Here is a 23,293-nt window from a genome sequence, read left to right on the forward strand (position 1 = left end):
GGAGCAATGAATGCAACGACGCCGTTTCCTCGCACAAGCCGCCGGCGCAGCCGGCGCGGGCCTCGCCACCGTGGGCATGCCCGCCGTCGCGCAATCCGCGCCGTCGGTGCGCTGGCGCATGTCCACCAGCTGGCCCAAAAGCCTGGACACTATCTACGGCTCGGCCGAAGAACTCTGCAAGCGCGTGGCGCAGCTGACCGACGGCAAGTTCGAGATCCGCGCCTTTCCCGGCGGCGAACTGGTGCCCGCGGCGCAGAACATGGACGCGGTCAGCAATGGCACGGTGGAATGCAACCACGTGCTGAGCACGGCCTACATCGGCAAGAACACCGCCCTGACCTTCGACACCGGCCTGTCCTTCGGCCTGAGCGCGCGCCAGCATAACGCCTGGATCGCCTACGGCGGCGGCTTGAAGATGCTGCGCGCGCTCTATAAGAAGTACAACATCGTCAACCACGTCTGTGGCAACGTCGGCGTGCAGATGGGCGGCTGGTACCGCAAGGAGATCAAGTCGGTCGCCGACCTGAAGGGCCTGAACATGCGCATCGGCGGCATCGGCGGCATGGTGCTGTCCAAGCTGGGCGCGGTGCCGCAGCAGATCCCGCCGGGCGACATCTATCCCGCGCTGGAAAAGGGCACCATCGACGCGGCCGAATGGATCGGCCCCTACGACGACGAGAAGCTGGGCTTCAACAAGGTGGCGCCGTACTACTACTCGCCGGGCTGGTTCGAAGGCAGCGCCTCGATCACCAGCATGGTGCACGACAAGGCATGGGAAGCCCTGCCGCCGGCCTACCAGGCAGCGTTCGAGGCGGCGGCCGGCGAGCAGACCATGCGCATGCTGGCCAACTACGATGCGCGCAATCCGCTGGCGCTGCGCAAGCTGATCGCCGGCGGCGCCAAGGTCAGTTTCTTCCCCAAGGAAGTGATGGACGCGGCGTACAACGCCTCGCAGGAACTGTGGGCCGAACTCTCGGCCAAGAACCCGGACTTCGCCGCCATCTTCCCCGATTGGAAGAAATTCCAGGCCGAGCAGGCGGCTTGGTTCCGTGTGGCTGAAAGCCCGCTGGACAACTACACCTTCGCCGCCGTGGCGAAGGCCCAGGCCAAGTAACCAGTGTCCTGCCCCGCAGATACGCCCGCACGAAATCCCCCCATGAACGTCGGGGCGTCGTTGCAAATCCTCGCGATACCTTCGGGTATCGCTGCGGTTTGCGCCTAGCCCCGACGCTCGTGGAGGAATTTCGCCAGGCGGACGCATCTACGGGACAGGACACTAACAGGAGATAAAGGGTAGTCATGACGACAGCAAACGCCGATACGCACGGCCGGCCAGGCAAGCCGCAGGGAGTGGGCGCGCGGGTGCCGCGCAAGGAGGACGCGCGCCATCTGCACGGCAAGGGCAATTTCGTGGCCGACATGGCCATGCCCGGTCTCTGCGAGGTGGCCTTCCTGCGCAGTCCGCTGGCGCATGCGCGCATCGCTTCGGTGCGCGTGGCCGAGCAGATCGCGGACAAGGCGTTTGTGCGTCAGGCCATGGCCGATGCGCGCGACATCGTGGCGGATTCCACCTTGCCCAGCTACCAGGTGTCGGCCCAGCCGCCGCTGGCCTCGGGCAAGGTGCGCTTCGTGGGCGAGCCCGTGGCCATGGTGTTCGCGCCGACCCGCGCCGAAGCCGAGGACTACGCCGAGATGATCGAGGTCGACTACGACGACCTGCCGGTGTATGCGGACGTCGTCAGCGCCCAGGCGGCCCAGGGCGATTTCGTGCATGAGCAGTGGCGCGACAACGTCTTCGTCACCCTCAATGTCGACAAGCAGTTCGATGAGCTGGCAGCGCAGGCGGACGTGGTCGTGCGCCGCAAGATCGACCTGTCGCGGCAATGCATGGTGCCGATGGAAGGCAAGGCCGTGCTGGCCTACTGGGACCATCAGGCCGACCAGCTGGTGGTGGTCAGCGCGACCCAGGTGCCGCATATGATCCGCAGCGTGCTGGCCCAGTGCCTGGACCTGGAGCAGGGCCGGGTGCGGGTGGTGTCGCCGGACGTGGGCGGCGCCTTCGGCTACAAGTGTGTGCTGCAGCAGGAAGAGCTGTGCGTGGCTTGGCTGGCCAAGACCTTCAAGAAGCCGTTCCGCTTCATCGAAGACCGCCGCGAACACCTGACCGCGGGCGCCAATTCGCGCGAGCACCATTATGAAATGGTGGCCTACGCGGATCGCCGCGGCAAGCTGCTGGCGCTGGACGCCAAGATCACCATCGACGGCGGCGCCTATTCAGTCTGGCCGTTCACCATCGGCCTGGAGCCGGGCCAGGCCATCGGCAACCTGCCGGGACCCTATGCATTCAAGGGCTATCGCTGCGTGACGCGGGCGGTGGCCACCAACAAGCCGGGCTTCGTGCCGTATCGCGGCGTGGCGCGCACGGGCGTGTGCTTCGCCATGGAATTGACGATGGACGCGATCGCCCGCGAGGTCGGACGCGAGCCTTGGGAAATCCGCCAGGAAAACCTGGTGCAGGGCGAGCAGATGCCCTACGTCAACGTCACCGGCAAGCACCTGGACAGCGGCGATTATCCCGCCAGCCTGCAACAGGCCATGGACATGATAGGGGTGGACGCGATCCGCGAACGCCAGCGCCAGGGCGAGGCCGACGGCCGCCTCATTGGCGTGGGGCTGGCGACGTACACCGAACAGGCCGCGCACGGCACCTCGGTGTTCGCGGCCTGGGGCACGCCCGTGATACCGGGCTTTGACCAAGCCACCGCGCGGGTCACGCCGGACGGCGGGCTGGAACTGCGGGTCGGCGTGCATTCGCACGGGCAGGGCATGGAAACCACCTTCGCCCAGATCGCCAATGAAATCCTGGGCGTGGACGTGGCCAGCATCAAGCTGCTGCATGGCGACACCGGTCAGACGCCGTTCTCCACCGGCACCTACGCCTCGCGTTCGCTGGTGATGTCCGGCGGCGCCGTGTCGCAGGCCTGCAAACGCCTGCTGCCGCGGCTCACGCATATCGGCGCGCATCTGCTGCAGGCCGATCCCGCCAGTGTGACCTGGAACGGCGACCGGCTGGAAGCCGGCGGCAAGTCGGTGTCGGTCAAGGACGTGGCCGACGCCTGGTACTTGCGGCCGCAATTGCTGCCGCCCGACGTGGACGCCGCTGGCCTGGAAGTCACCGTGGGCTACAAGCCCAAGGTCGACACCGGCTGTTTCACCTATGCGACCCATGCGGCGGTGGTGGCGGTGGACCCGGGCACGGGCGGCGTGGAAATTCTGGATTATGTGGTGGTGGAGGACTGCGGGACCATGATCAACCCCATGGTGGTCGAAGGCCAGACCATAGGCGGCGTGGCCCAGGGCATAGGCACCGCGTTCTACGAGGAAACGCCTTACGACGACAATGGCCAGCCGCTGGCTTCGACCCTGGCGGACTATATGCTGCCTGGGGCCACCGAGGTTCCGAACATGCGCCTGCATCACTTCGAGACGCCGTCGCCGCATACCGAGTTCGGCGCCAAGGGCATGGGCGAGGGCGGCGCCATCGCGCCGCCGGCGGTGCTGTTCAACGCGGTCAACGACGCGCTGCGGCCGTTGGGCGCGGCTGAACTGCTGCGCACGCCGCTGTCTCCGACCCGGGTGCTGGCCGCCATCGCTCAGGGCAGCCGCAAGACCGCCACCGTTGCCGCGGAGGTGACGGCATGAAGGCCGCTGCATTCGAATACTCCCGCCCGGACACCCTGCAGGACGCCTTGCGGGCGCTGCGTGGACACGAGGGCCGCGCCAAGCTCATGGCCGGCGGCCAATCGCTGGGCCCCATGTTGAACCTGCGCCTGGCGCGTCCGCCCGTCGTCATCGACATCTCCGGCCTGTCCGAACTGCGCACGGTTTCGCGCCAGAACGGCAAGCTGCGCGTCGGCGCGGCCGTGACCCATGCCGAGATCGAGGACGGCGTGCACGAACTGCTGCGCGGCACGCCCATGCAGCAGGTGGCGCCGGGCATCGCCTATCGCGCCATCCGCAACCGCGGCACGCTGGGCGGCAGCCTGGCGCATGCCGATCCGGCGGCCGACTGGGTGCTGACCGTGGTCGGCCTGGGCGCGACGCTGGAGATCGCGGGGCCGGACGGCGTGCGCATGCTGCCGGCGGAAGACTACATGCAGGGCGCCTATACCACCGGGCTGCGCGAAGACGAGCTGATCGCCGCCGTGCACATCCCGGAAGCCGGGCCGCAGGCGCGCTGGGGCTACTACAAGTTCTGCCGCAAGACCGGCGAGTTCGCCGAGGCCAGCTGCGCCGCGTGGTTCGATCCGTCCTCGAAGACGGCGCGCATCGCGGTGGGGGCCCTGGACGGCGCGCCCAGATTGCTGCCCCAACTGGCCGCGCGCATCGCGCAGCAGGGGCTGGCGGGCCTGGATGAAGCGCTGCTGGCCAACGAGCTGGCCGGGGTCATGCAGGACAAGGATGAACACCATCGCAAGCTGCACGGGACCGCGGTGACGCGCTGCCTGGCGCAGGCCTTGGGTTGACAGGAATGAGCATGGTTCAGGTGACATTGGAAGTAAACGGCAAGCGCGTATCGCACGAGGCGCCCGCGCGCATGCATCTGGGGGATTTCCTGCGGGATCAGGCACGCCTGACCGGCACCCATCTTGGCTGCGAGCACGGCGTCTGCGGCGCCTGCACGGTGCTGGTGGATGGCGCACCGGTGCGCTCCTGTATCTCGTTCGCGGTGGCCTGCGAAGGCCGGCAGGTGACCACCATCGAAGGCTATGACGCCGATCCGGTGATGCAGCGGCTGCGCGCCGCCTTTACCAAACACCACGCCCTGCAATGCGGCTATTGCACCCCGGGCATGCTGGCGACCTCGCGCGATATCGTGCTGCGCCTGCCGGATGCGGACGAAGGCCGGGTGCGTGTGGAGCTGTCCGGCAATCTGTGCCGCTGCACCGGATACATGGGCATCGTCGCCGCCGTCATGTCGGTGCTGGCCGAACTCAGGGAACAGCCCGATCCCGCGGTAGAGACGCTGCGCGCCGCTCAGGCGCAGGGCCGGGGCGCCGCGCCAGCAGCGGAAAAACCGGTGGCGTTCGCGGGGTTCACGCCAGCGTCGGCCAGCCAGCCGGCCGCAAGCGCCGCTGCGGCGCCGGCGCCGGCCGCAGCCCCGGCCGGTAAGAAGGAAGGCAAGAAAGAGGGCCGTGGCAGCCACATCGACGGCGGCTTCAAGGTGCCTTTCCCGGCTGCGGACGTCTGGGCCTTCATGGTGGACCTGCCAGCCCTGGCCAGCTGCCTGCCGGGCGCGTCGATCGAGGAACACGAAGGCGACCGGGTCAAGGGCAAGATCGCGATCAAGTTCGGCCCCATGTCCGCCGCCTTCAATGGCGCGGCCCGCCTGGAACGCGACGACGCGGCCATGCAGGCGGTGTTTCGCGGCGCGGGGCAGGACTCGCTCAGCCAGTCGCGCGCCAACGGCGACATCACGTATCGCCTGGAGGCGCTGTCGGCCAACGAGACGCAGGTCCACGTGAACCTGCTGTATTCGCTGCAGGGGCCGCTGGCGCAGTTTTCGCGTTCGGGCCTGGTGCAGGACTTCGTGCGCCGCATGATCGCGGACTTCGGCAACAACGTCACGGCCAGACTGCGCCGACCCGCTGCCGCGGGTGAGGCGCCGGTCCAGGCCAGCTTCAATCCCACAGCCATGTTCTTCAGCGTGCTGTGGGCGCGCATCAAGCGGTGGTTCGGCCGCGGCGGCTGAACACGCGGGGTACCAGCGGCCGCGGGGCGCGGCCGCGCTGTGTCGGCACATAACGGGGAAAATCATGCTCGCGGTATTCGCAAGAAACTGGCGCAACGCGTTGTTGGGCCTGGCTGCTGTCGCGCTCAGCGCGCCCGCCTGGTCCCAGGCTTTGGAGCCTTTGAAGGTGCGGCTGGATTGGACGCCCTGGGGCGTGCACGGCGCATTCCATCTGGCGCAGCAGAAGGGCTGGTACAAGCAGGCCGGCCTGGACGTGACGCTGGAGGACGGCAATGGATCCGTGACGACGGTGCAGATCGTTGGCGCCGGCGACAGCTTCGATCTGGGGCATGCCGCCCTGGCCTCGGCCATGATCGCCCGCGAGAAAGGCATGCCGGTCAAGGCCGTGGCTGTGTTCGCCAGGCAGAGCGACATCGGGCTGCTGGTGCCGTCCGATGCCGGCATCACCGGCCCGGCGCAGCTCAAGGGCAAGAAGGTGGCCTATACGGCGGGCTCCTTGGAAGCGCCGTTCATCGATGCCTTCCTGGCCGCGGGCAAGCTCAAGAAGAGCGACCTGGAACTGATCAACGTGGACGCCGCCAGCAAGGCGTCGACCTATGCCGTGGGGCGGGCCGACGCGGCATTCTCCACCATTCCGTTCTTCCTGCCCGTGGTGTCGCAGAATCGCCCGTCCAGCGCGGTGCGCTTCGCCGATTTCGGCCTGAACATGCCCAGTTTCGGCCTGTTCGCCAATGAGTCCAAGCTGGCGCAGCGGCGCGACGCCATCGCGCGCTTTGCGAGCGTCAGCGCGCGGGCCTGGGAGTACATCTACGCCGGTCACCAGGACGAGGCGGTCGCCGCCATCCTGGCGCAGCGGCCGCAGGCCCGGTTGGACAAGAAGGTGCTGCGCGGGCAGATCGACGCCTTGCAGCCGTATTTCGGCCAGCCGGCGGCGGGCGCGCGGCTGGGCGCCATCGTGCCGCAGGACTGGACGCAGGCCGTCGCCACCTTGTCGACGGTCGGGCTGATCAGCGCCAGCGCGCAGCCCGCCACGTTCTATGCGCCCGACCTGGTGCATCCGGAACGCTACGACAGCCTGGTGCAACCATGACGCAGTGGGCCGTGTCCGCAACGGACGTGCGCAAGCGCTACCCCGGCGCGGCGGGGGTGGAAGCGCTGGCGTCGGTGTCGGTCGACGTGCCGCGCGGCCGCTTCGTCAGCATCCTGGGACCCAGCGGCTGCGGCAAGAGCACCTTTCTGCGTTGCGTGGCCGGGCTGGAGACCGTTTCCAGCGGCGAGCTGCGGGTGGAGGGCGTGCCCGTGCAGGGGCCGCCGGACGGCATGGGCATGGTGTTCCAGCGCGACGCGCTGCTGGAGTGGCGCAACGTGCGCCGCAACATCCTGCTGCCGGTGGAGTTTGCGCACAAGCCGGTGGCCGCCTATGCCGACAAGGTGCGCGCGCTGCTGGCCCTGACCGGGCTGGAAAAGTTTGCCGAAAGCTATCCGCGCGAACTGTCCGGCGGCATGCGGCAGCGCGCCGCCATCTGCCGGGCGCTGGTGGACGATCCGAAGCTGCTGCTCATGGACGAACCGTTCGGCGCGCTGGACGCGCTGACGCGCGACCAGATGAACGTCGAGCTGCAGCGGATCTGGATGGAAACTCGCAACACGGTGTTGTTCGTGACGCACGGCATCGCCGAGGCGGTATTCCTGGGCGACGTGGTGATGGTGTTCTCGCCGCGCCCGGGCCGGATCCTCGAAACCATAGAAATCGACCTGCCGCGGCCCCGGCCGCTGGCGTTGCGCGAGACGCCGCAATTCGGCGAATACGTGCGGCACATCCGCGGCATGTTCCAGAGCATGGGCCTGATAGATGAGGGCGCGCGCGCCGCGTCCGGACTGGAGTCCGTCCAATGAGCGCGCTCTTGAAAGGGGCGGGCCGGCGCATGGCCGGATTGGTGTCGGTGCTGGTCTTCCTGCTGCTGTGGGAAGCCGCCGCGCGGATCTTCCATGTACGCGCCATCATGCTGCCGCTGCCCGGCCAGGTGGCGCTGGAGCTGGCCGCGGAATGGAGCTGGTATGCCGGCCACGCCGCCTACACACTGATGACCACGCTGGCGGGCTTTGCGCTGGCAGTGGTGGCCGGGGTGGCGATTGCCGTCATGCTGGTGGGGTCGCGCTGGTTCGAACGCTTCATCTATCCCCTGATCGTGGCGCTGAACAGCGTGCCCAAGGTCGCCATCGCGCCGCTGTTCGTGATCTGGATGGGCACGGGCGCGGAACCCAAGATCGCCATCGCCTTCCTGATCGCCGTGTTCGCGATGATCGTGGACACCGTCCATGGCCTGCGCTCGGTGCCGCAGGACGTGCTGGACCTGGGGCGCGTGCTGAAGGGTTCGCGGCGCGATTTCTTCTTCAAGGTGCGGCTGCCCAGCGCGTTGCCTTCGATCCTGGCGGGCATGAAGGTCTCGATTTCGCTGGCGCTGGTGGGCGCCATCGTGGGCGAGTTCGTGTCCTCGCAGCGCGGTTTGGGCTACGTGATCATGAGTGCCCAGGGCACCTTCGACACGGTGCGGGTGTTCGCCGCGATCTTCGTGCTGGCCCTGATGGGCATGCTGCTGTTTGCCTTGCTGGTGTGGCTGGAACGGCGCCTGACGCCCTGGCTGCGCCACCACCGCGAAGACGATTGATGGGTTCAAGCCCGGGGCACCACGGGCTGAATGTGGGGCAGGTGCGTGATTAGAAACGATTCTGGGGAAAACAGATGCAAGCACTACTCGCCTTGTCGCGTGGCATAGACGCGATCAATCTACGCATGGGCCGGGCCGTGTCCTGGGTCACGCTGCTGGTTGTGCTGGTCAGCGCCGGCAACGCCATCATGCGCAAGATATTCCACGACAGCTCCAACGCCTGGCTGGAGCTGCAGTGGTACATGTTCGGCGCCATGTTCCTGCTGACCGCAGGCTACACCCTGCTGAAAAACGACCACGTCAGGGTGGACATCATTGCGTCGCGGCTGTCGCGCCGCGCGCAGATCGGGATCGAGATCTTCGGCGTGCTGTTCTTCCTGATGCCGGCCTGCCTGCTGATCATGTACCTGTCCTGGCCGGTGTTCATGGATTCGTACCTCAGCAACGAATATTCCTCCAATTCGGGCGGACTGATCCGCTGGCCGGTGAAGCTGCTGATTCCGGTGGGCTTCGCGCTGCTGGTGCTGGCCGGGCTGTCGCATCTGATCAAGTGCGTGGGCTTCCTGATGGGACGTTGCCGCGATCCGCGCGAACGCGAGGGAGCCAAGAGCGCGGAAGAAGAACTGGCCGAGGAAATCGCCCGCGAAGCGCAGGCGCGCGAGGCGGCCGCGCAGAACGAACTGAACAACAAGGGTCGCTGATCATGGAGTTTCTCATTGCCAATCTGGCGCCGATCATGTTCGCGACGCTGATCATCTTTCTACTGTTGGGCTTTCCGGTGGCGTTCGCGCTGGCGGCCAACGGCATCCTGTTCGGCCTGGTCGGCATGGAGCTGGGCCTGCTCAACTCCTCGCTGTTCCAGGCGCTGCCGCAGCGGGTGTTCGGCATCATTTCCAACGACACGCTGCTGGCGGTGCCGTTCTTCACGCTGATGGGCCTGGTACTGGAGCGATCCGGCATGGCCGAGGACCTGTTGGAGACCATAGGCCAGCTGTTCGGCTCGATCCGCGGCGGCCTGGCCATCGCGGTGGTGTTCGTGGGCGCGATGCTGGCCGCGACCACGGGCGTGGTGTCGGCGTCGGTCATTTCCATGGGCTTGATATCGCTGCCGATCATGTTGCGCAACGGCTATGACCGCAAGCTGGCCAGCGGCGTGATCGCCGCGTCCGGCACCTTGTCGCAGATCATTCCGCCTTCGCTCGTGCTCATCATCCTGGCGGACCAGCTTGGACGTTCCATCGGCGACATCTACCGCGCCGCCATGGTGCCGGGCTTCATCCTGGCCGGCCTGTACATCGTCTATGTCGTCATCATGAGCCTGCTGAAGCCGGATTCGGCGCCCGCGCTGCCGGAAGAGGCTCGCCGCTTCCAGGAGCCGAATGGTGGCCGCGGCGGACGTTCGCTGCTGGTGCTGATGACGATTTCCGCCGTGTCGGCATACTTTCTGGGCCGCTGGGTCGAGAACCACACCGCGCCGATGGATGAGCGCATCGTGGTGGCGCTGCTGTTCTGGGGCGCGACCGCCTTCGTCATCGCGCTGGTGAACAAGGCGCTGGGCCTGGGCCTGCTGTCGGCCCTGGCCGAGCGCGTGACCTTCGTGATGATCCCGCCGCTGGCGCTGATCTTCCTGGTGCTGGGCACCATCTTCATCGGCGTGGCCACGCCGACCGAGGGCGGCGCCATGGGCGCGGTGGGCGCCATCCTGATGGCGGTGGCGCGCCGCCGCCTGTCGCTGGACCTGCTCAAGCAGGCCATGGACACGACCACCAAGCTGTCTTGCTTCGTCGTGTTCATCCTGGTGGGTTCCACCGTGTTCGGCCTGACCTTCCGCGCCGTCAACGGCGACCTGTGGGTCGAGCATCTGCTGACCGGCCTGCCGGGCGGACAGTGGGGCTTCCTGATCGTGGTCAGCATCCTGACCTTCGTGCTGGCATTCTTCCTGGACTTCTTCGAACTGGCGTTCATCATCGTGCCGCTGCTGGGGCCGGTGGCCGACAAGCTGGGCATCGACCTGATCTGGTTCGGCGTGATCCTGGCCGTCAACATGCAGACCTCGTTCATGCATCCGCCGTTCGGATTCGCGCTGTTCTACCTGCGGTCGGTGGCGCCACGGGACCGCTACAAGGACCGGGTCACGGGCAAGATGATCGAGCCGGTCACGACGGGGCAGATCTACTGGGGCTCGGTGCCGTTCATCGTGATCCAGCTGCTGATGGTGGCCGCGGTGATGGCCTTCCCGGGCATGGTGATGCACTACAAGGGGACGGCTGCGGTGGTCGACCCGAGTTCGGTCTCGCTGGAGGTCGGGGGCAGCGGCTACGGGGGCAGCGCCTACGGCGCGGACGCCAATCCGTTCAAGTGAGGTGGCAGGGGCGTCCAGGGGACGCCCCTTGATCTTTAGGGCTTGACTGCGTATGTGGCCAGGAACGTCGGCAGGAAGCGGTCGATCAGGAAGCGCGGCTGGGGCTGTTCATCTTCATAAAACCCCTTCAGCAGGAACCCGGCTTCCAGCTGGCCGCCGATCTGTTCGCCCAGGCTGTGCCCGAACACCAGCGCGTCGCCCCGGCCTTGCTTTTCCGCCAGTTCCGATGCGCTCAGGTCGCGCAGGTCCGAGTAGGGCAGCCGGAAGCGCGGCCGGATCAGGCCCTGCTCGGCCAGTTCCGGCGCGCGGTCGCCGACGAACACGACCGGGTTGTAGAAGCTGCTGAGCAGCCTGCCGCCATGCTTCAGCACCCTGAAGCACTCCCGCCAAACAGGCCGCACGTCGGGCACGTACAGGTTGGAGATCGGATGCACGATGCAGTCGAAGGACGCGTCGGCGAACGCCGAGAGATCCCGCATGTCTCCCTGCACGGTTGCGAGCGCCAGGCTGTCGCGGCGCGCGACCATGTCGTCCTGGGCCAGTTGCAGCGGCGAAGCGTCGAACACGGTCACGTCCGCGCCGGCCGCGGCCAGCACGGGCGCCTGTTGGCCGCCGGCGGAGGCCAGGCACAGGATGCGCGGAACCGGATACATCGCCGGCAGCCAATCCGCGGGCAGGGCGCGCGGCGTGATGTGCACCTGCCAGTCTCCGCGGCGCGCGGCCTCGATCGTTTCGGGGCCGACAGGTTGCGACCAGGCGCATTGCTGCGCGGCCTGGCGGTCCCAGGCGGCGCGGTTGTGTTCATAGATATCGATGGTGTCAGTCGCAGGCATTGCGTTTTCCTTCTGTCAAAAGGGGAAAACTGCCGATGGACACGCGATCCGCGAGCCTGTGCCTGAAGGGAGCAGGACGCGGCGCGCCGATAGGGGCCAGGTCCTGCAAGACATCAGAATCGAACAAGCAATGCGGCTCGCGCGCCAGGCAGCGAGGGGGGCAAGATGCGTGGGCATCCCGGCATTTACTTGTTCACTCTGAGTGCTCCGGTGGAAGGGGAGAAGGTTGCAAGCTTAACCGGGACGGCGCGGCGGGACAAACGGCCGCCCGCCGCCGGTTCATCGCGCGGCCGTCGCGCAGCTATGCGCCGCGCGGCGCCGTGATCACATGCGCCTGGATCTTTCCTGCGATGGGCCCCGCGCCGTAGCGCGCACGCAGCGCATCGGTCGCGGCATGGACCGCCTGCCCCAGCATGTCCGCGCCGCGGGCCTCGATCTCGTTGCGCAGCGGCGTGCCCTGGCAATAGGCGATTGCAGCCGTCTGCGGCGTGTCGGCGCGGCTTTCGAATGCAATGGTTTCCAGCGTCTGGCGGCCGGTGAATCCGGCGCGGGCCAGGTCGGCTCTGATGACGGCCGCGTCGTAATAACCATGCGGAATCCGGCTCATGAACCTGGGAGGATCACCGGGGAACAGCCGCGCCAGGGCCTGTTCCACCGTATCGGCAAACGCGTTGTCCTCGATGCGGTCCCAGACGTTGAACAGGAAGGCGCCGCCCGGCCGCAAGACCCGGCGCGCTTCGGCGTAGGCCGCAGCCTTGTCCGGCAGGAACATGTAGCCGAACTGGCACACCACGGCATCGAAGGCCTGGTCCTCAAAAGGCAGTTGCAGGGCGTCGGCCTGGCGCCAGGTGATGGCGCGGCTTGCGCCCAGCGTCTGGGCTTGTTCCAGCATGGCCGGGTTCAGATCGGTGGCGACGATGGCCGCGCCGGCGGGCAACTGCTCCGCGAGTTGGCGCGTCACTACGCCTGTGCCTGCGGCGATCTCCAGCACGGCCGCAGGATGCAGCGCCGCCGTTCGTGCGGCGATGTCTGCGGCATAGGGCTGGAAGACGAGAGGAACCATGTACCGCTGGTAGAACTGCGGGATGGATCCGGAGAAAACACGATCACTAGGAGCAGTGTTCATGATGTTCGACTCCAAAGCGGCCGCGCGGGGCGGTCTTCAGATTCAACGCAGCCGCGTCCTGCGGCTGGGAACACCATTTTAGGCGCGGCGCGGTCGCCTGGCGACCGGCGCCGGGTGTGGGCTCATGCCCCCAGCCGCGCCTGTTCCGCCGCCAGATAAGCGTCCCGCGACGGCAGCAGGTGCTCCCGGCACAGCGCCATCAATCCCTCCCGGTCGCCATCCCGCAGTGCGTGGATCATGGCCCAGTGTTCCTGGCGGGCGCGTTCGCGGTAGCCGGCCGCGGCCAGCGAACCGAAGCGGATGGGGTGGGTGCGCCGGGCGTATTCCTCGATGGCCTGGCCCAGCACCGCGTTGTCCAGCAAACCGAAGAACTCGCGATGAAAGCGCTGGTTGCTGCGGAACACGCGGCGCGCGTCGCCATCGGCTACCGCCGCATCGTGTTCGCGCTGCACGGCCACCAGCGCCGCCAGCCGCGCCTGCGGCACGGGCAGCGGGATCTGGCTGGCGGCATGCACTTCCAGCATTTGGCGCAGCGCATACAGCTCCATGACTTCGCGCACCGCGTATGCGCGCACGACCGCGCCGATGTTGCGCTTTTTTTCCACTACGCCCAGCGCCTCGAGGTCGGCCAGGACCTGGCGCACCACATGGCGCTTGAGCGAAAAGCGCGCCATGAGTTCATCTTCGGTCAGGCGCTGGCGCGGGTGCAGCCGGCCGAAGACAATGTCTTCTTCCAGGATGGCGACCGCGGCCTGCGCGGCGTCCGGGGCCGGCATCGGCATGGAGTCGGGTGCGATGGCGTCCATGGGCTTGCCGCCTACTTTTTCGGCACGGTGTCGCGCGTGACGGCGGCGCGCAGGAAGTCGAAGTCGACGCCCTGGTCGGCCTGGGTCACGGTCTGCAGGAACAGCTTGCGGTAGCCGCGTTCGGCGACGGGGCGGACGATGGGCTGGGCCGCGGCGCGGCGCGCCAGTTCGGCGTCGTCCACCAGCAGCGCGATCTCGCGGTTGGCCACCGACAGGCGGATGCGGTCGCCGTTCTGCACGTAGGCCAACGGGCCGCCGATGGCGGCTTCGGGCGTGACGTGCAGCACGATGGTGCCGGCGGCAGTGCCGCTCATGCGGCCGTCGGAGATGCGCACCATGTCCTTCACGCCGGCGCGCGCCAGCTTCCTGGGGATGGGCATGTAGCCGGCTTCGGGCATGCCGGGCGCGCCGGTCGGGCCGATGCGCTTGAGCACCAGGATGTCTTCGGCGGTGACATCCAGCGCCTCGTCGTCGATGCGCCGCGCCATGTCCTCGGCGTCCTCGAACACGACGGCGCGGCCCTCGTGCTCCATCAGCTTGGGATTGGCGGCGGATTGCTTGATGATGGCGCCGCCCGGCGCCAGATTGCCGCGCAGCACGGCCAGGCCGCCCACCGGGTAGATGGGCGAGGCCGCGGTGCGGATCACGTCCTGCGCGAAGGCGGGCGGGGCGTCGTCGAGTTCCTCGCCCAGCGTGCGGCCCGACACGGTCAGCGCGTCCAGGTGCAGGTAGGGGCGCAGCTCGCGCAACAGGGCTGGCATGCCGCCGGCGTGGTGGAAGTCTTCCATGTAGTGCTGGCCGGAGGGCTTCAGGTCGACCAGCACGGGCGTTTCGCGGCTGATGCGGTCCAGGCCGGCCAGGTCGATGTCTATGCCCAGGCGGCCGGCGATCGCCGTCAGGTGCACGATGCCGTTGGTGGAGCCGCCGATGGCCAGCAGCACGCGCAGGGCGTTCTCGATGGATTTGCCGGTAAGGATACGGTCGGGCGTCAGGCGCGAGGCGGCCATGGCGACCGCCGTGGCGCCGGTCTTCTCGGCGACGCGCACGCGGTCGGCGGTGACGGCCGGGGCCGACGCACCGCCGGCCACCATCATGCCCAGGGCTTCGGTGATGCAGGCCATGGTGCTGGCCGTGCCCATCACGGAACAGGTGCCCACGCTGGCGACCAGCTGGTTGTTCACGTCCGAGATCTCGGCCGCGTCGATCTCTTCGGCGCGGTAGCGGCCCCAGTAGCGGCGGCAGTCGGTGCAGGCGCCCACGCGCTCGCCGCGGTGCGAGCCGGTCAGCATGGACCCCGTGACCAGCTGGATGGCGGGCACGCCGGCAGACGCCGCGCCCATCAGTTGGGCCGGCACGGTCTTGTCGCAGCCACCGATCAATACCACCGCGTCCATGGGCTGGGCCCGGATCATCTCCTCGGTGTCCATGGACATGAGGTTGCGCAGGTACATGCTGGTGGGCTGGGAGAAGCTCTCGTGCACCGAAATGGTGGGAAAGTCCATGGGCAGGCCGCCGGCCAGCATGACGCCGCGCTTGACCGCTTCGATCAGTTGCGGCGCGTTGCCATGGCAGGGGTTGTAGCTGCTGCCCGTATTGACGATGCCTATGATGGGGCGCGACAAGGCGTCGTCGGTCAAGCCCGCGCCCTTGATGAAGGCCTTGCGCAGGAACAGCGAAAAGCCGGTGTCGCCGTAGTTGGTGAGCCCGCGGGCCACGCCTCGAGCGGTGGCGCCGTCACTGCTGAAAGGGCCCGGCGCGGCTGCGTCCTTCTTGATCTCGTCCTTCATTATTTATCTCGATAATATTATTGATAATCTGATGGCGGCATCATATCCAGCCTTTGGAAATGGCTGCAAGCGATTTATCGGCGCCTTTTGATTGATCCTTTATGTAGATCAGTCGATAGAAAAATTCTGATTCTTCAATCAAGAAGGTGAACCTACACTGGCGCGGTTGACGAGCCGGGCGTCCGTTTCATTCCTATACTCATCCCGGCAGGAGACCTACATGTCAGACCTGCGTCTGCGGCCGCGCCGCGCCGTGTTGTTTTCCCTGCTGGCCTTGTGCGCCGGCGTGTCCGCTCCCGCCCTGGCCGCCGACGCCTACCCCGACAAGCCCATCCGCATGATCGTGCCGTACCCGCCCGGAGGCGCGACCGACGTCATCGGCCGCGTGCTGGCGCAGGAGCTGACCGGCGCGCTGGGCCAGTCGGTGATCGTGGAGAACCGCGCGGGCGCCGCCGGCAACATCGGCGCCGACCAGGTCGCCAAGGCGCAGCCCGATGGCTACACGCTGCTGATGGGCGCGCTGACCAGCCATTCCATCAACGCCGCCTTGTACCGCGGCCGCGTCACCTATGACGTGGAGAAGAGCTTCGCGCCGGTGTCCATCGTGGGCACGGTGCCGCTGGTGTTCGTGGTGAATCCGTCGGTGCAGGCGAAAACGCTGGCCGAGTTCATCGCGCTGGCCAAGTCCAAGCCCGGGTACATCACCATGGGTTCGGCCGGCAACGGCTCGCCGCAGCATCTGGCCGCCGAAATGTTCAAGCGCACCGCCGGCGTGGACGTACTGCACGTACCCTACAAGGGCAGCGGCCCGGCGATGACCGACCTGATGGGCGGGCAGGTGCTCAGCATGATCGAGACCGTGCCCGCGGCACAGGGCAACATCAAGGCCGGCAAGCTGCGCGCGCTGGCGGTGACGTCGGCGCAACGCGTGGACGCGCTGCCGGACGTGCCGACCGCGGCCGAAGCCGGCCTGAAGGATTTCGAGGTCAGTTCGATGTTCGGCATTGTGGCGCCCGCCAATACTCCGGCGCCCGTGATCCAGCGCTTGAATGGCGAACTGAAGAAGATCCTGGCCAAGCCTGAGGTCCAGGCCTCGCTGCTGAACCAGGGCGCCATCGCCACCTGGACCACGCCGGCCGACGCCGGCGCCCGCGTGTCGGCCGAACTGGCGCGTTGGACCAAAGTCATCGACGACGCGGGCGTGAAGGGGGATTAATACCCCTAAAGTTGTGGCTATACGTCACCCGCCGGAAGTTCCGCCCGGAACCTCCGGCGATTTTGTTTGCGCGCGCGCTCGTGAAAGACGCAACAAGGCTTGCGCGCAAACTGGGGAATACGCACTGAAAAAAGGGTGGATGCAAACTTTTGCGCTATGAACCGCCAAAGGGGACGCAATAAACCGCAATAAAACCCTCGCGAGATTGTATACAGTGGTTGACCCCGAATAGACTAGGCCGTAATGTAGTTTGCGGGCCTTCCCGGGACGGCAGAAGGGGGATAACAATGACAGACGACCAGGACGAAAAGTCGATTCTGTACACGCATTTCGGAACGCACAGTCCGTATTGGCGTCTGTCCGCCGATAGCGACGCGTTCGAACTTGCAGCAGTCAAGGGCGCAGCCAATATCGCAATGGCATTGCGCCCGGAACAAGCCGAGACGATACGCAGCCTGACGGGCATCACTTCCAGCGTGCGCATCGACATCTCGTTGTACGGCGACATGCTCCGGCTCCATCTGGTGGGCCGCAAGATCAATCCCAACGAATGGGCCGGCACCGCGTCCGCCCATTCCGATACCGAATCCGTGGCCAAGGATCTGGTCGAAGGCCTGTCCTTCGCCGAGACCGTCGTGTCCGAGGCCAACTCGGTTATCGTCATCGTGGACCAGAACGGCCGGGTGCAGCGCTTCAACAAGCTCAGCGAGGAATACACCGGCAAGCGCGAGCAGGACATCATCGGCCGCAGCGTGTTCGAGATGTTCATGACGCGCGAAGAGGCGATCGCCTCGCGCCGCAATATCGCCGAGTTCTACAAGCGCGGGCAATCCTACGAGGCCGAACGCCTCATCAATACGGTCAAGGGGCCGCGCCTTTTCCTGTTCCGCAACAAGTTCGTCACCAGCGGCAGCGGCGAAAAGCGCGTCTACCTGATCTGCTCGGGCACCGACATCACCGAGGAACGCCAGGCGCAGGAGCGCCTGCGGGTGCTGGCCAACACCGACATGCTGACCAACCTGCCCAACCGCCACGCGATCACCACGCGGCTGAAGGCGGCGCTGGCGGCGGGCCAGGATGGGCGCGGCGGCGTGCTGTTCCTGGACCTGGACAATTTCAAGCGCATCAACGACCACTACGGCCACGGCTTCGGCGATCGGCTGTTGAAGTCGGTCGCGGTCGCGATTTCCTCCTGCCTCTCCGAAGGCCAGACCCTGGCGCGGTTGGGCGGCGACGAATTCATCGTGCTGCACGAGGCCGCGCAGACCTGGGAACTGGAGGCGACCGCCCAGCGCATCATCGAACGGCTGCGCGAGCCTTTCCGCCAGGGGCTGATCGAGGTCTACACCAGTTGCTCCATCGGCATCGCCATGTATCCCGACCACGGCGCCGACCTGGACAGCGTGGTGCGCAGCGCCGACATCGCCATGTATGTGGCCAAGGAAGCGGGACGCCATACCTACCGCGTATTCCAACCCGAGATGGACCGCCGCAACGCGGACTACGTCTGGCTGGACACCAATCTGCGCAAGGCGCTGGCCGAAGACCATCTGATGCTGTACTACCAGCCCAAGCTGGCCGGCCGCAACGGCGAGGTCGATGGGGTCGAAGCCCTGGTGCGCTGGCGCTCGCCGGAGCGCGGCATGGTAGGCCCCAGCGTTTTCATTCCCTATGCCGAGGAATCCGGCCTGATCTCGCCGCTGGGCGTGTGGGTCATGCGTGAAGCGGCCAGGCAGGCCGCGGCCTGGAAGCGCGACGGCCTGAACATCCGCATCGCCATCAACGTGTCGGCGCGGCAGTTGAACGACAAGGGCGTGGTCAGCGACTTCATGCGCGCCATCGGCGACGCCAGCCTGGATCCCTGCCTGCTGGACATCGAACTGACCGAAAGCTGCCTGATCGACGACGAAGGCGCCGCCATCGAACTGATCAAGCAGTTCCGGCAACTGGGCGCGCGCGTTCATCTGGACGACTTCGGCACGGGCTATTCCTCGCTGTCGCAGCTTGCCCGCATTCCGCTGGACGCGATCAAGCTGGACGCGAGCTTCGTGCGCGGCGTCAACGAGAACCCGGTGTCGCAGGCGCTGGCGCGCGCCATCGTCGCGGTGGCGCGCACGCTGGAGCTGAAGGTGATCGCCGAGGGCGTGGAAACGACCGAAGAGGCCGTGTTCGTCGACACCCTGGGCGTGGACGCCAAACAGGGCTACCTGTACGCCAAGCCCATGCCGGCGGCGGAGTTCACCGCCTGGCTGGCCCAGCGCCGCCGGCTGCATCTCATTGCCTGACGCAGCCGGCAGCGCCTTACCGCATCAATGCATGGTGGCTTCCAGCGCGGACTCCGCGCTGGAAGAACTGCGGCGGTTCTGCGCCATCACCAGGCGCTCCATGTAGGCGCGGTCCTTCGGGTCGATCGAAAACGCGGCTTCGACCCAATCTTCCGTGATGTCCATCAGCTCCGAGCGCGACAGGCTCAGCACGCGCTGGCGCGCACGCAGCATGGCGCGCATGCCGTTGAGCTTGGGCCGCATCACGTCGATGAAGGTGCGCGTGGCCTTGTAGGCGTCGCCCGGCTCGAACAGCACGTCGACCAGGCCGCGGCCATGGAACCATTCGGCGGTGTGGGATTCGCCCGTGCCGATCAGCTCTTCGGCCAGCTTCATGCCCGAACGCCGTGCCACCAGCGAGTAGCCGCCCATGCCAGGGAAGAGGTTGAACGCCATTTCAGGAAAGCCCATGCGGGCGGTGTTCTGCGCCAGCACGAAGTGGTGGGCCAACGCGGCCTCGAAGCCGCCGCCCAGGGCGGTGCCTTCGATCATCGCCAGCGAGATCGCGCCGGTGTCGAAGCCGCGGGTGGCGGCATGCACGCAATCCACGCAAGCCCGGGCGTACGCCCGCAGCGCTTCGCGCTTGCCGGTGCGTATGGCTTCCGCGAAGAAATTCAGATCGCCGCCCACGTTGTAGATCTGAGGAACGAGCGAGCCGGTGACCCAGAAATCGATGGGCAGGCCGGAGTCCTTGGCGGCGCGCGCCAGGGTCATGATCTCGTCGATCAATTCATGGTTGAAGCACGGACGCGGTTGAGCGCGCAGCATCATCCACATGACCCGACGTCCCTCCTCGTAGAACGCCGAGAGCTGCTTCAGGTTGCCTGCGGCGGTGAAGGGGTGGCAATCCGGATGAATGAGTTGATTCATTTACTTTCGTCCAATTGATCAAGGTGAGTCGGAGTACTACGGGATCAGCCTAATACAGACCTTCCGGCTCTCGTCTCATGCAAACCTCGTCCAGCTGGCCAGACTTGTCCGTAAGTCAAAGGCCCGAGTGATCAATGGAGAAACGCGGCGAGCGGGCGCAGCCGCTCAACCCATCAGGCGATGGGGGCATGGGTAAAACGGATGAGGGATACACGCAAATTCGCGGCTGTCGGGGCGATGCGCCGCGCACGCGCCGAAAGCGGCGCGCTCATGCGTAGGGATGAGGGATGGCGCGGCCGAATGGCCGCGCGCGGGCTTGCGTTGTACCGCTTCGGAATGCGGCGGATCAGGCGACGCCGCCGTTGGCGCGCAGGATCTGCCCGTTGACCCAGCCTGCCTCGGGGCCTGCCAGGAACGACACCACGTTGGCAATGTCATCGGGCTGGCCCAGGCGTTCGAGCGGCGGCATCTTGGCGTAGTGCTCGATCAGCTCGGGGCTCTTGCCGTTCAGGAAGAGGTCGGTGGCGACGGGGCCGGGCGCCACCGCGTTGACCGTGATGCGGCGGCCGCGCAATTCCTTGGCGAACACCTGTGTCAGGCTTTCCACCGCTGCCTTGCTGGCGATGTAGACGGAGTAGTTCGGCAGGTTGAGCGCGATGGTGGTGCTGGACACGTTGACGATGCTGCCGCCGTCGGCCAAGCGCGTGGCAGCCTCGCGCAGCGTGTTGAAGGTGCCGCGGGTGTTGATGCCGAAGGTCTGCTCGTAGAGCTCGTCGCTGGTCTCGGCCAGCGGCACCATCTTCAGGATGCCGGCGCTGTTGACCAGGACGTCGATGCGGCCCAGTCCCGCTTCCACCTGGTCGAACATGGCGCGCACCTGGTCCGCCCGGGACACGTCGGCGCGCACTGCCAGGGCGCGGCCGCCCGCGGCGCGGATTTCGTCGGCAAGCGCCTCGGCCTCGGCGGCGCTGGAGGCGTAGTTGATGGCGACGGCGTGGCCGTCGCGCGCCAGGCGGCGGACGATGGCGGCGCCTATGCCGCGCGATCCGCCGGTGACGAGCGCGATGCGTTGCGTGGCCTGGGTGTTCATGTCGTATCTCCGGTTGGATGGGGGTGAGGCGTATCTTGAACTATTCCAGAAAAAAGATAATTACTCTATATCCGCTAATATAATTTCATATGCATTAATAATGGGCGAGTGACAATGGACCGGTTCCAGGAAATGCAGGTGTTCGTGCGCATCGCCGAAAGGCGTAGCTTTTCCAAGGCGGCAGAGGACCTGCAGATTCCGCGGCCCACGGTCACCAATCTGGTCAAGCGGATGGAAGCGCGCCTGGGGGCGCGCCTGCTTGAACGCACCACGCGCCAGGTACGGCTGACCCATGATGGCGAGGCCCACTACCAGCGCTGCGTGCGGCTCCTGGCGGATCTGGAAGAGGCCGACGGCGCCTTCCTGGACACCTCGCCCAAGGGCCTGTTGCGCGTCAATGCGCAGGGCACGCTGGCCAGGTTCTTCGTCATGCCCGGCCTGCCGGCCTTTCTGGAACGCTATCCCGACATCGTGCTGCAACTGGGCGAGGACGACCGGCTGGTGGACCTGGTGCGCGAAGGCGTGGACTGCGTGCTGCGCACCGGCACGCTGCAGGATTCCTCGCTGGTGGGACGCCAGATCGCGCTGATGCCGCAAGTCACGGTGGCCAGCCCCGCCTATCTGGCGCGCCACGGCGAGCCGCGGCGGCTGGAAGATCTGGAAGGCCATCGGGCGGTGGACTACCTGTCCAGCGCCACTGGGCGCAGCCTGCCGCTCGATTTCATGGTCGACGGCAAGAACGTGCAGGTACGCCCCAGGGCCGTGGTCAGCGTGACTGGCGCGGAGCTCTACACCGGTGCGGCGCTGGCCGGCCTGGGATTGGTGCAGGTGCCGCGCTACCGCGTCGAGCGCGAGCTGGCGGCGGGCGAGTTGAAGATCGTGCTGCCCGGCGCGCCGCCCGCGCCCATGCCCGTGTCGGTGCTGTATCCGCAGAACCGCCAGGTGTCGGCGCGGGTGCGCGTCTTCACGCAATGGCTGGCGGAGGTCATCGCAGCCGGCCTGGCTCAGACGATGCCGGTCAGGTAGTACACCGCGATCGCCAGGAAGACCGAAGTGGTCGATATCAGCGTGATGGCGAAGATGTCGCCGTAGGACTGCCGGTGCGTCAGGCCCGTGACCGCCAGCAACGTGATCACCGCGCCGTTGTGCGGCAGCGTGTCCATGCCGCCGCTGGCCATGGCGGCGATCCGGTGCAGCACTTCCATCGGGATGCCCGCCGCGTGGGCGCTGTCGATGAAGGTCTGCGCCATGGCCGCCAACGCGATGCTCATGCCGCCCGAGGCGGAACCCGTGATGCCGGCCAGCGAGGTCACGGCCACCGCCTCGCCCACCAACGGGTCGGGGATGGCCTTGAGCGCGTCGGCCACCAGCAGGAAGCCGGGCAGGGCGGCGATGACGCCGCCAAAGCCGTATTCCGCTGCGGTGTTCATCGAGGCCAGCAACGCGCCCGACACCGCGCTCTTGCTGCCTTCGGCGAAATGCGCCTTGATGCCGCGGAACGAGAACAGCAGGATGGTGACGATGCCCGCGATCAGCGCGCCCATCACCGCCCACAGCGCCACCTGGTCCTCGGCGTTGACGGGCATGGGCTTGGGCAGGCCCGGCAGCGCGACTTCGGAGCCTGCCGGATACCAGTCCGGTATCCAGCGCGTCAGCAGGTAGTTGGCGACGCCCACCACCACCAGCGGCAGCAGCGCGATCAGCGGATGGTGCTCGCGTTCATTGGGCGGCGTGACCGGTTCGTTGCGCAGGTCGGTGCCGTAGGTCTCGCCCGCGGCTGCCGCGCGCTTGCGCCGCCACTCCAGGTAGGCGATGCCGGCGGTCAGCGTGAAGCAGGCGCCGATCAGGCCCAGCCACGGCGCGGCCCAGGTGGTGGTTTCGAAGAAAGTGGTGGGGATGATGTTCTGGATCTGCGGCGTGCCGGGCAGCGCGGTCATGGTGAACGTGAACGCGCCCAGCGCGATCGCGCCCGGCATCAGCCGTTTCGGGATGCCGCCCTGGCGGAACATCTCGGCCGCGAACGGATACACCGCGAACACCACCACGAATAGCGACACGCCGCCGTAGGTCAGCACCGCGCAGACCAGCACGATGGCCATGATGGCGCGTTCGGCGCCGATCAGGCGCAGCACTGCCTGCACGATGGCGCGCGAGAAGCCCGACAGCTCGATCAGCTTGCCGAACACGGCGCCCAGCAAAAACACGGGGAAGTAGAGCTTGGCGAAGCCCGCCATGCGCTCCATGAAGATGCCCGAGAACACGGGCGCCAGCGCCGACGGGTCGGTCAGCAGCACCGCGCCCATGGCCGCGATGGGCGCGCACAGGATCACGCTATAGCCTCGATACGCCGCCAGCATCAGGAACGCCAGCGCCGCCACCACGATGAACAATCCGGTCATTCGGTACTCCGGGAATGAAGAGATAAGGGGTGTGGGGCTACACCTTACCGCATCGAGCC

Annotated in this window: 19 protein-coding genes; 12 read left to right on the top strand and 7 right to left on the bottom strand. The window is 66.9% G+C overall.

The features are described 5' to 3' along the window. Positions 1–10 precede the first annotated feature (10 nt). The 9 genes from IB259_RS01555 (at position 11) to IB259_RS01595 (ending at position 10,783) form a co-directional block, all read left to right on the top strand. The gene (locus tag IB259_RS01555; protein WP_054459047.1) at positions 11–1,114 is read left to right on the top strand and encodes a TRAP transporter substrate-binding protein; all 1,104 of its coding nucleotides are present in this window, start codon (positions 11–13) and stop codon (positions 1,112–1,114) included. 185 nt (positions 1,115–1,299) lie between these two features. After that, a complete protein-coding gene (locus IB259_RS01560; RefSeq protein ID WP_192327201.1) occupies positions 1,300–3,702 on the top strand; it encodes a xanthine dehydrogenase family protein molybdopterin-binding subunit in 2,403 nt (800 codons plus the stop codon). After that, a complete protein-coding gene (locus IB259_RS01565) occupies positions 3,699–4,526 on the top strand; it encodes a xanthine dehydrogenase family protein subunit M (RefSeq protein WP_192327204.1) in 828 nt (275 codons plus the stop codon). The genes IB259_RS01560 and IB259_RS01565 overlap by 4 nt, the downstream gene beginning before the upstream one ends. Positions 4,527–4,531: 5 nt before the next feature. After that, positions 4,532–5,752, top strand: coding sequence for a 2Fe-2S iron-sulfur cluster-binding protein (locus IB259_RS01570; RefSeq protein WP_192327207.1), 1,221 nt, complete (start codon positions 4,532–4,534; stop codon positions 5,750–5,752). Between the two features lie 64 nt (positions 5,753–5,816). Continuing rightward, positions 5,817–6,842 (top strand): ABC transporter substrate-binding protein, encoded by a 1,026-nt coding sequence (locus tag IB259_RS01575; RefSeq protein ID WP_192327210.1) that lies wholly within the window; start codon positions 5,817–5,819, stop codon positions 6,840–6,842. Further along, complete coding sequence (locus IB259_RS01580) at positions 6,839–7,648, top strand: ABC transporter ATP-binding protein (protein ID WP_054459062.1); 810 nt, start codon at positions 6,839–6,841, stop codon at positions 7,646–7,648. The genes IB259_RS01575 and IB259_RS01580 overlap by 4 nt, the downstream gene beginning before the upstream one ends. Then, positions 7,645–8,421 carry an ABC transporter permease gene (locus IB259_RS01585; protein ID WP_054459065.1) on the top strand — a complete coding sequence of 259 codons (777 nt, stop codon included), beginning with the start codon at positions 7,645–7,647 and terminating at the stop codon, positions 8,419–8,421. The genes IB259_RS01580 and IB259_RS01585 overlap by 4 nt, the downstream gene beginning before the upstream one ends. Positions 8,422–8,495: 74 nt before the next feature. Next, a complete protein-coding gene (locus IB259_RS01590) occupies positions 8,496–9,122 on the top strand; it encodes a TRAP transporter small permease subunit (RefSeq protein ID WP_054459069.1) in 627 nt (208 codons plus the stop codon). 2 nt (positions 9,123–9,124) lie between these two features. Beyond that, entirely contained in the window at positions 9,125–10,783 is a 1,659-nt protein-coding gene (locus IB259_RS01595; protein WP_054459071.1) for a TRAP transporter large permease subunit, read from the top strand. A 35-nt stretch (positions 10,784–10,818) separates the two neighbouring features. Here the strand turns inward: IB259_RS01595 and IB259_RS01600 are convergent, their stop codons facing one another. From IB259_RS01600 to IB259_RS01615, 4 genes are all read right to left on the bottom strand, one after another. After that, on the bottom strand, positions 10,819–11,616 hold the full coding sequence (locus tag IB259_RS01600) for a class I SAM-dependent methyltransferase (protein ID WP_192327213.1): 798 nt from the start codon (positions 11,614–11,616) through the stop codon (positions 10,819–10,821). A gap of 301 nt (positions 11,617–11,917) precedes the next feature. Then, the gene (locus IB259_RS01605; protein ID WP_119451805.1) at positions 11,918–12,742 is read right to left on the bottom strand and encodes a class I SAM-dependent methyltransferase; all 825 of its coding nucleotides are present in this window, start codon (positions 12,740–12,742) and stop codon (positions 11,918–11,920) included. A 122-nt stretch (positions 12,743–12,864) separates the two neighbouring features. Further along, entirely contained in the window at positions 12,865–13,548 is a 684-nt protein-coding gene (locus IB259_RS01610) for a GntR family transcriptional regulator (protein WP_125471616.1), read from the bottom strand. Positions 13,549–13,559: 11 nt separating this feature from the next. Beyond that, positions 13,560–15,335 (bottom strand): IlvD/Edd family dehydratase, encoded by a 1,776-nt coding sequence (locus IB259_RS01615; protein WP_192327216.1) that lies wholly within the window; start codon positions 15,333–15,335, stop codon positions 13,560–13,562. Between the two features lie 220 nt (positions 15,336–15,555). Between IB259_RS01615 and IB259_RS01620 the strand changes: the two genes are divergently transcribed. Then, entirely contained in the window at positions 15,556–16,551 is a 996-nt protein-coding gene (locus tag IB259_RS01620) for a tripartite tricarboxylate transporter substrate binding protein (protein WP_054459082.1), read from the top strand. Positions 16,552–16,838: 287 nt separating this feature from the next. Continuing rightward, positions 16,839–18,836, top strand: coding sequence for a cyclic di-GMP phosphodiesterase (gene pdeR / locus IB259_RS01625; protein WP_192327218.1), 1,998 nt, complete (start codon positions 16,839–16,841; stop codon positions 18,834–18,836). 24 nt (positions 18,837–18,860) lie between these two features. On the opposite strand, the gene IB259_RS01630 is transcribed toward pdeR, so the two are convergent. Together IB259_RS01630 and IB259_RS01635 are read right to left on the bottom strand one after the other, a co-directional pair. Then, positions 18,861–19,745, bottom strand: coding sequence for a crotonase/enoyl-CoA hydratase family protein (locus IB259_RS01630; protein ID WP_054459094.1), 885 nt, complete (start codon positions 19,743–19,745; stop codon positions 18,861–18,863). 346 nt (positions 19,746–20,091) lie between these two features. Beyond that, entirely contained in the window at positions 20,092–20,835 is a 744-nt protein-coding gene (locus IB259_RS01635; protein WP_119451801.1) for an SDR family oxidoreductase, read from the bottom strand. 114 nt (positions 20,836–20,949) lie between these two features. Between IB259_RS01635 and IB259_RS01640 the strand changes: the two genes are divergently transcribed. After that, positions 20,950–21,861: a LysR family transcriptional regulator gene (locus IB259_RS01640; protein WP_054459096.1), complete on the top strand. Its 912-nt coding sequence runs from the start codon at positions 20,950–20,952 to the stop codon at positions 21,859–21,861. On the opposite strand, the gene IB259_RS01645 is transcribed toward IB259_RS01640, so the two are convergent. Next, positions 21,840–23,234, bottom strand: coding sequence for a GntP family permease (locus IB259_RS01645; RefSeq protein ID WP_175163626.1), 1,395 nt, complete (start codon positions 23,232–23,234; stop codon positions 21,840–21,842). The genes IB259_RS01640 and IB259_RS01645 overlap by 22 nt on opposite strands. Between the last annotated feature and the right edge of the window lie 59 nt (positions 23,235–23,293).

Source organism: Achromobacter sp. ACM04, from assembly GCF_014851465.1.
GTDB lineage: Bacteria > Pseudomonadota > Gammaproteobacteria > Burkholderiales > Burkholderiaceae_B > Achromobacter > Achromobacter aegrifaciens.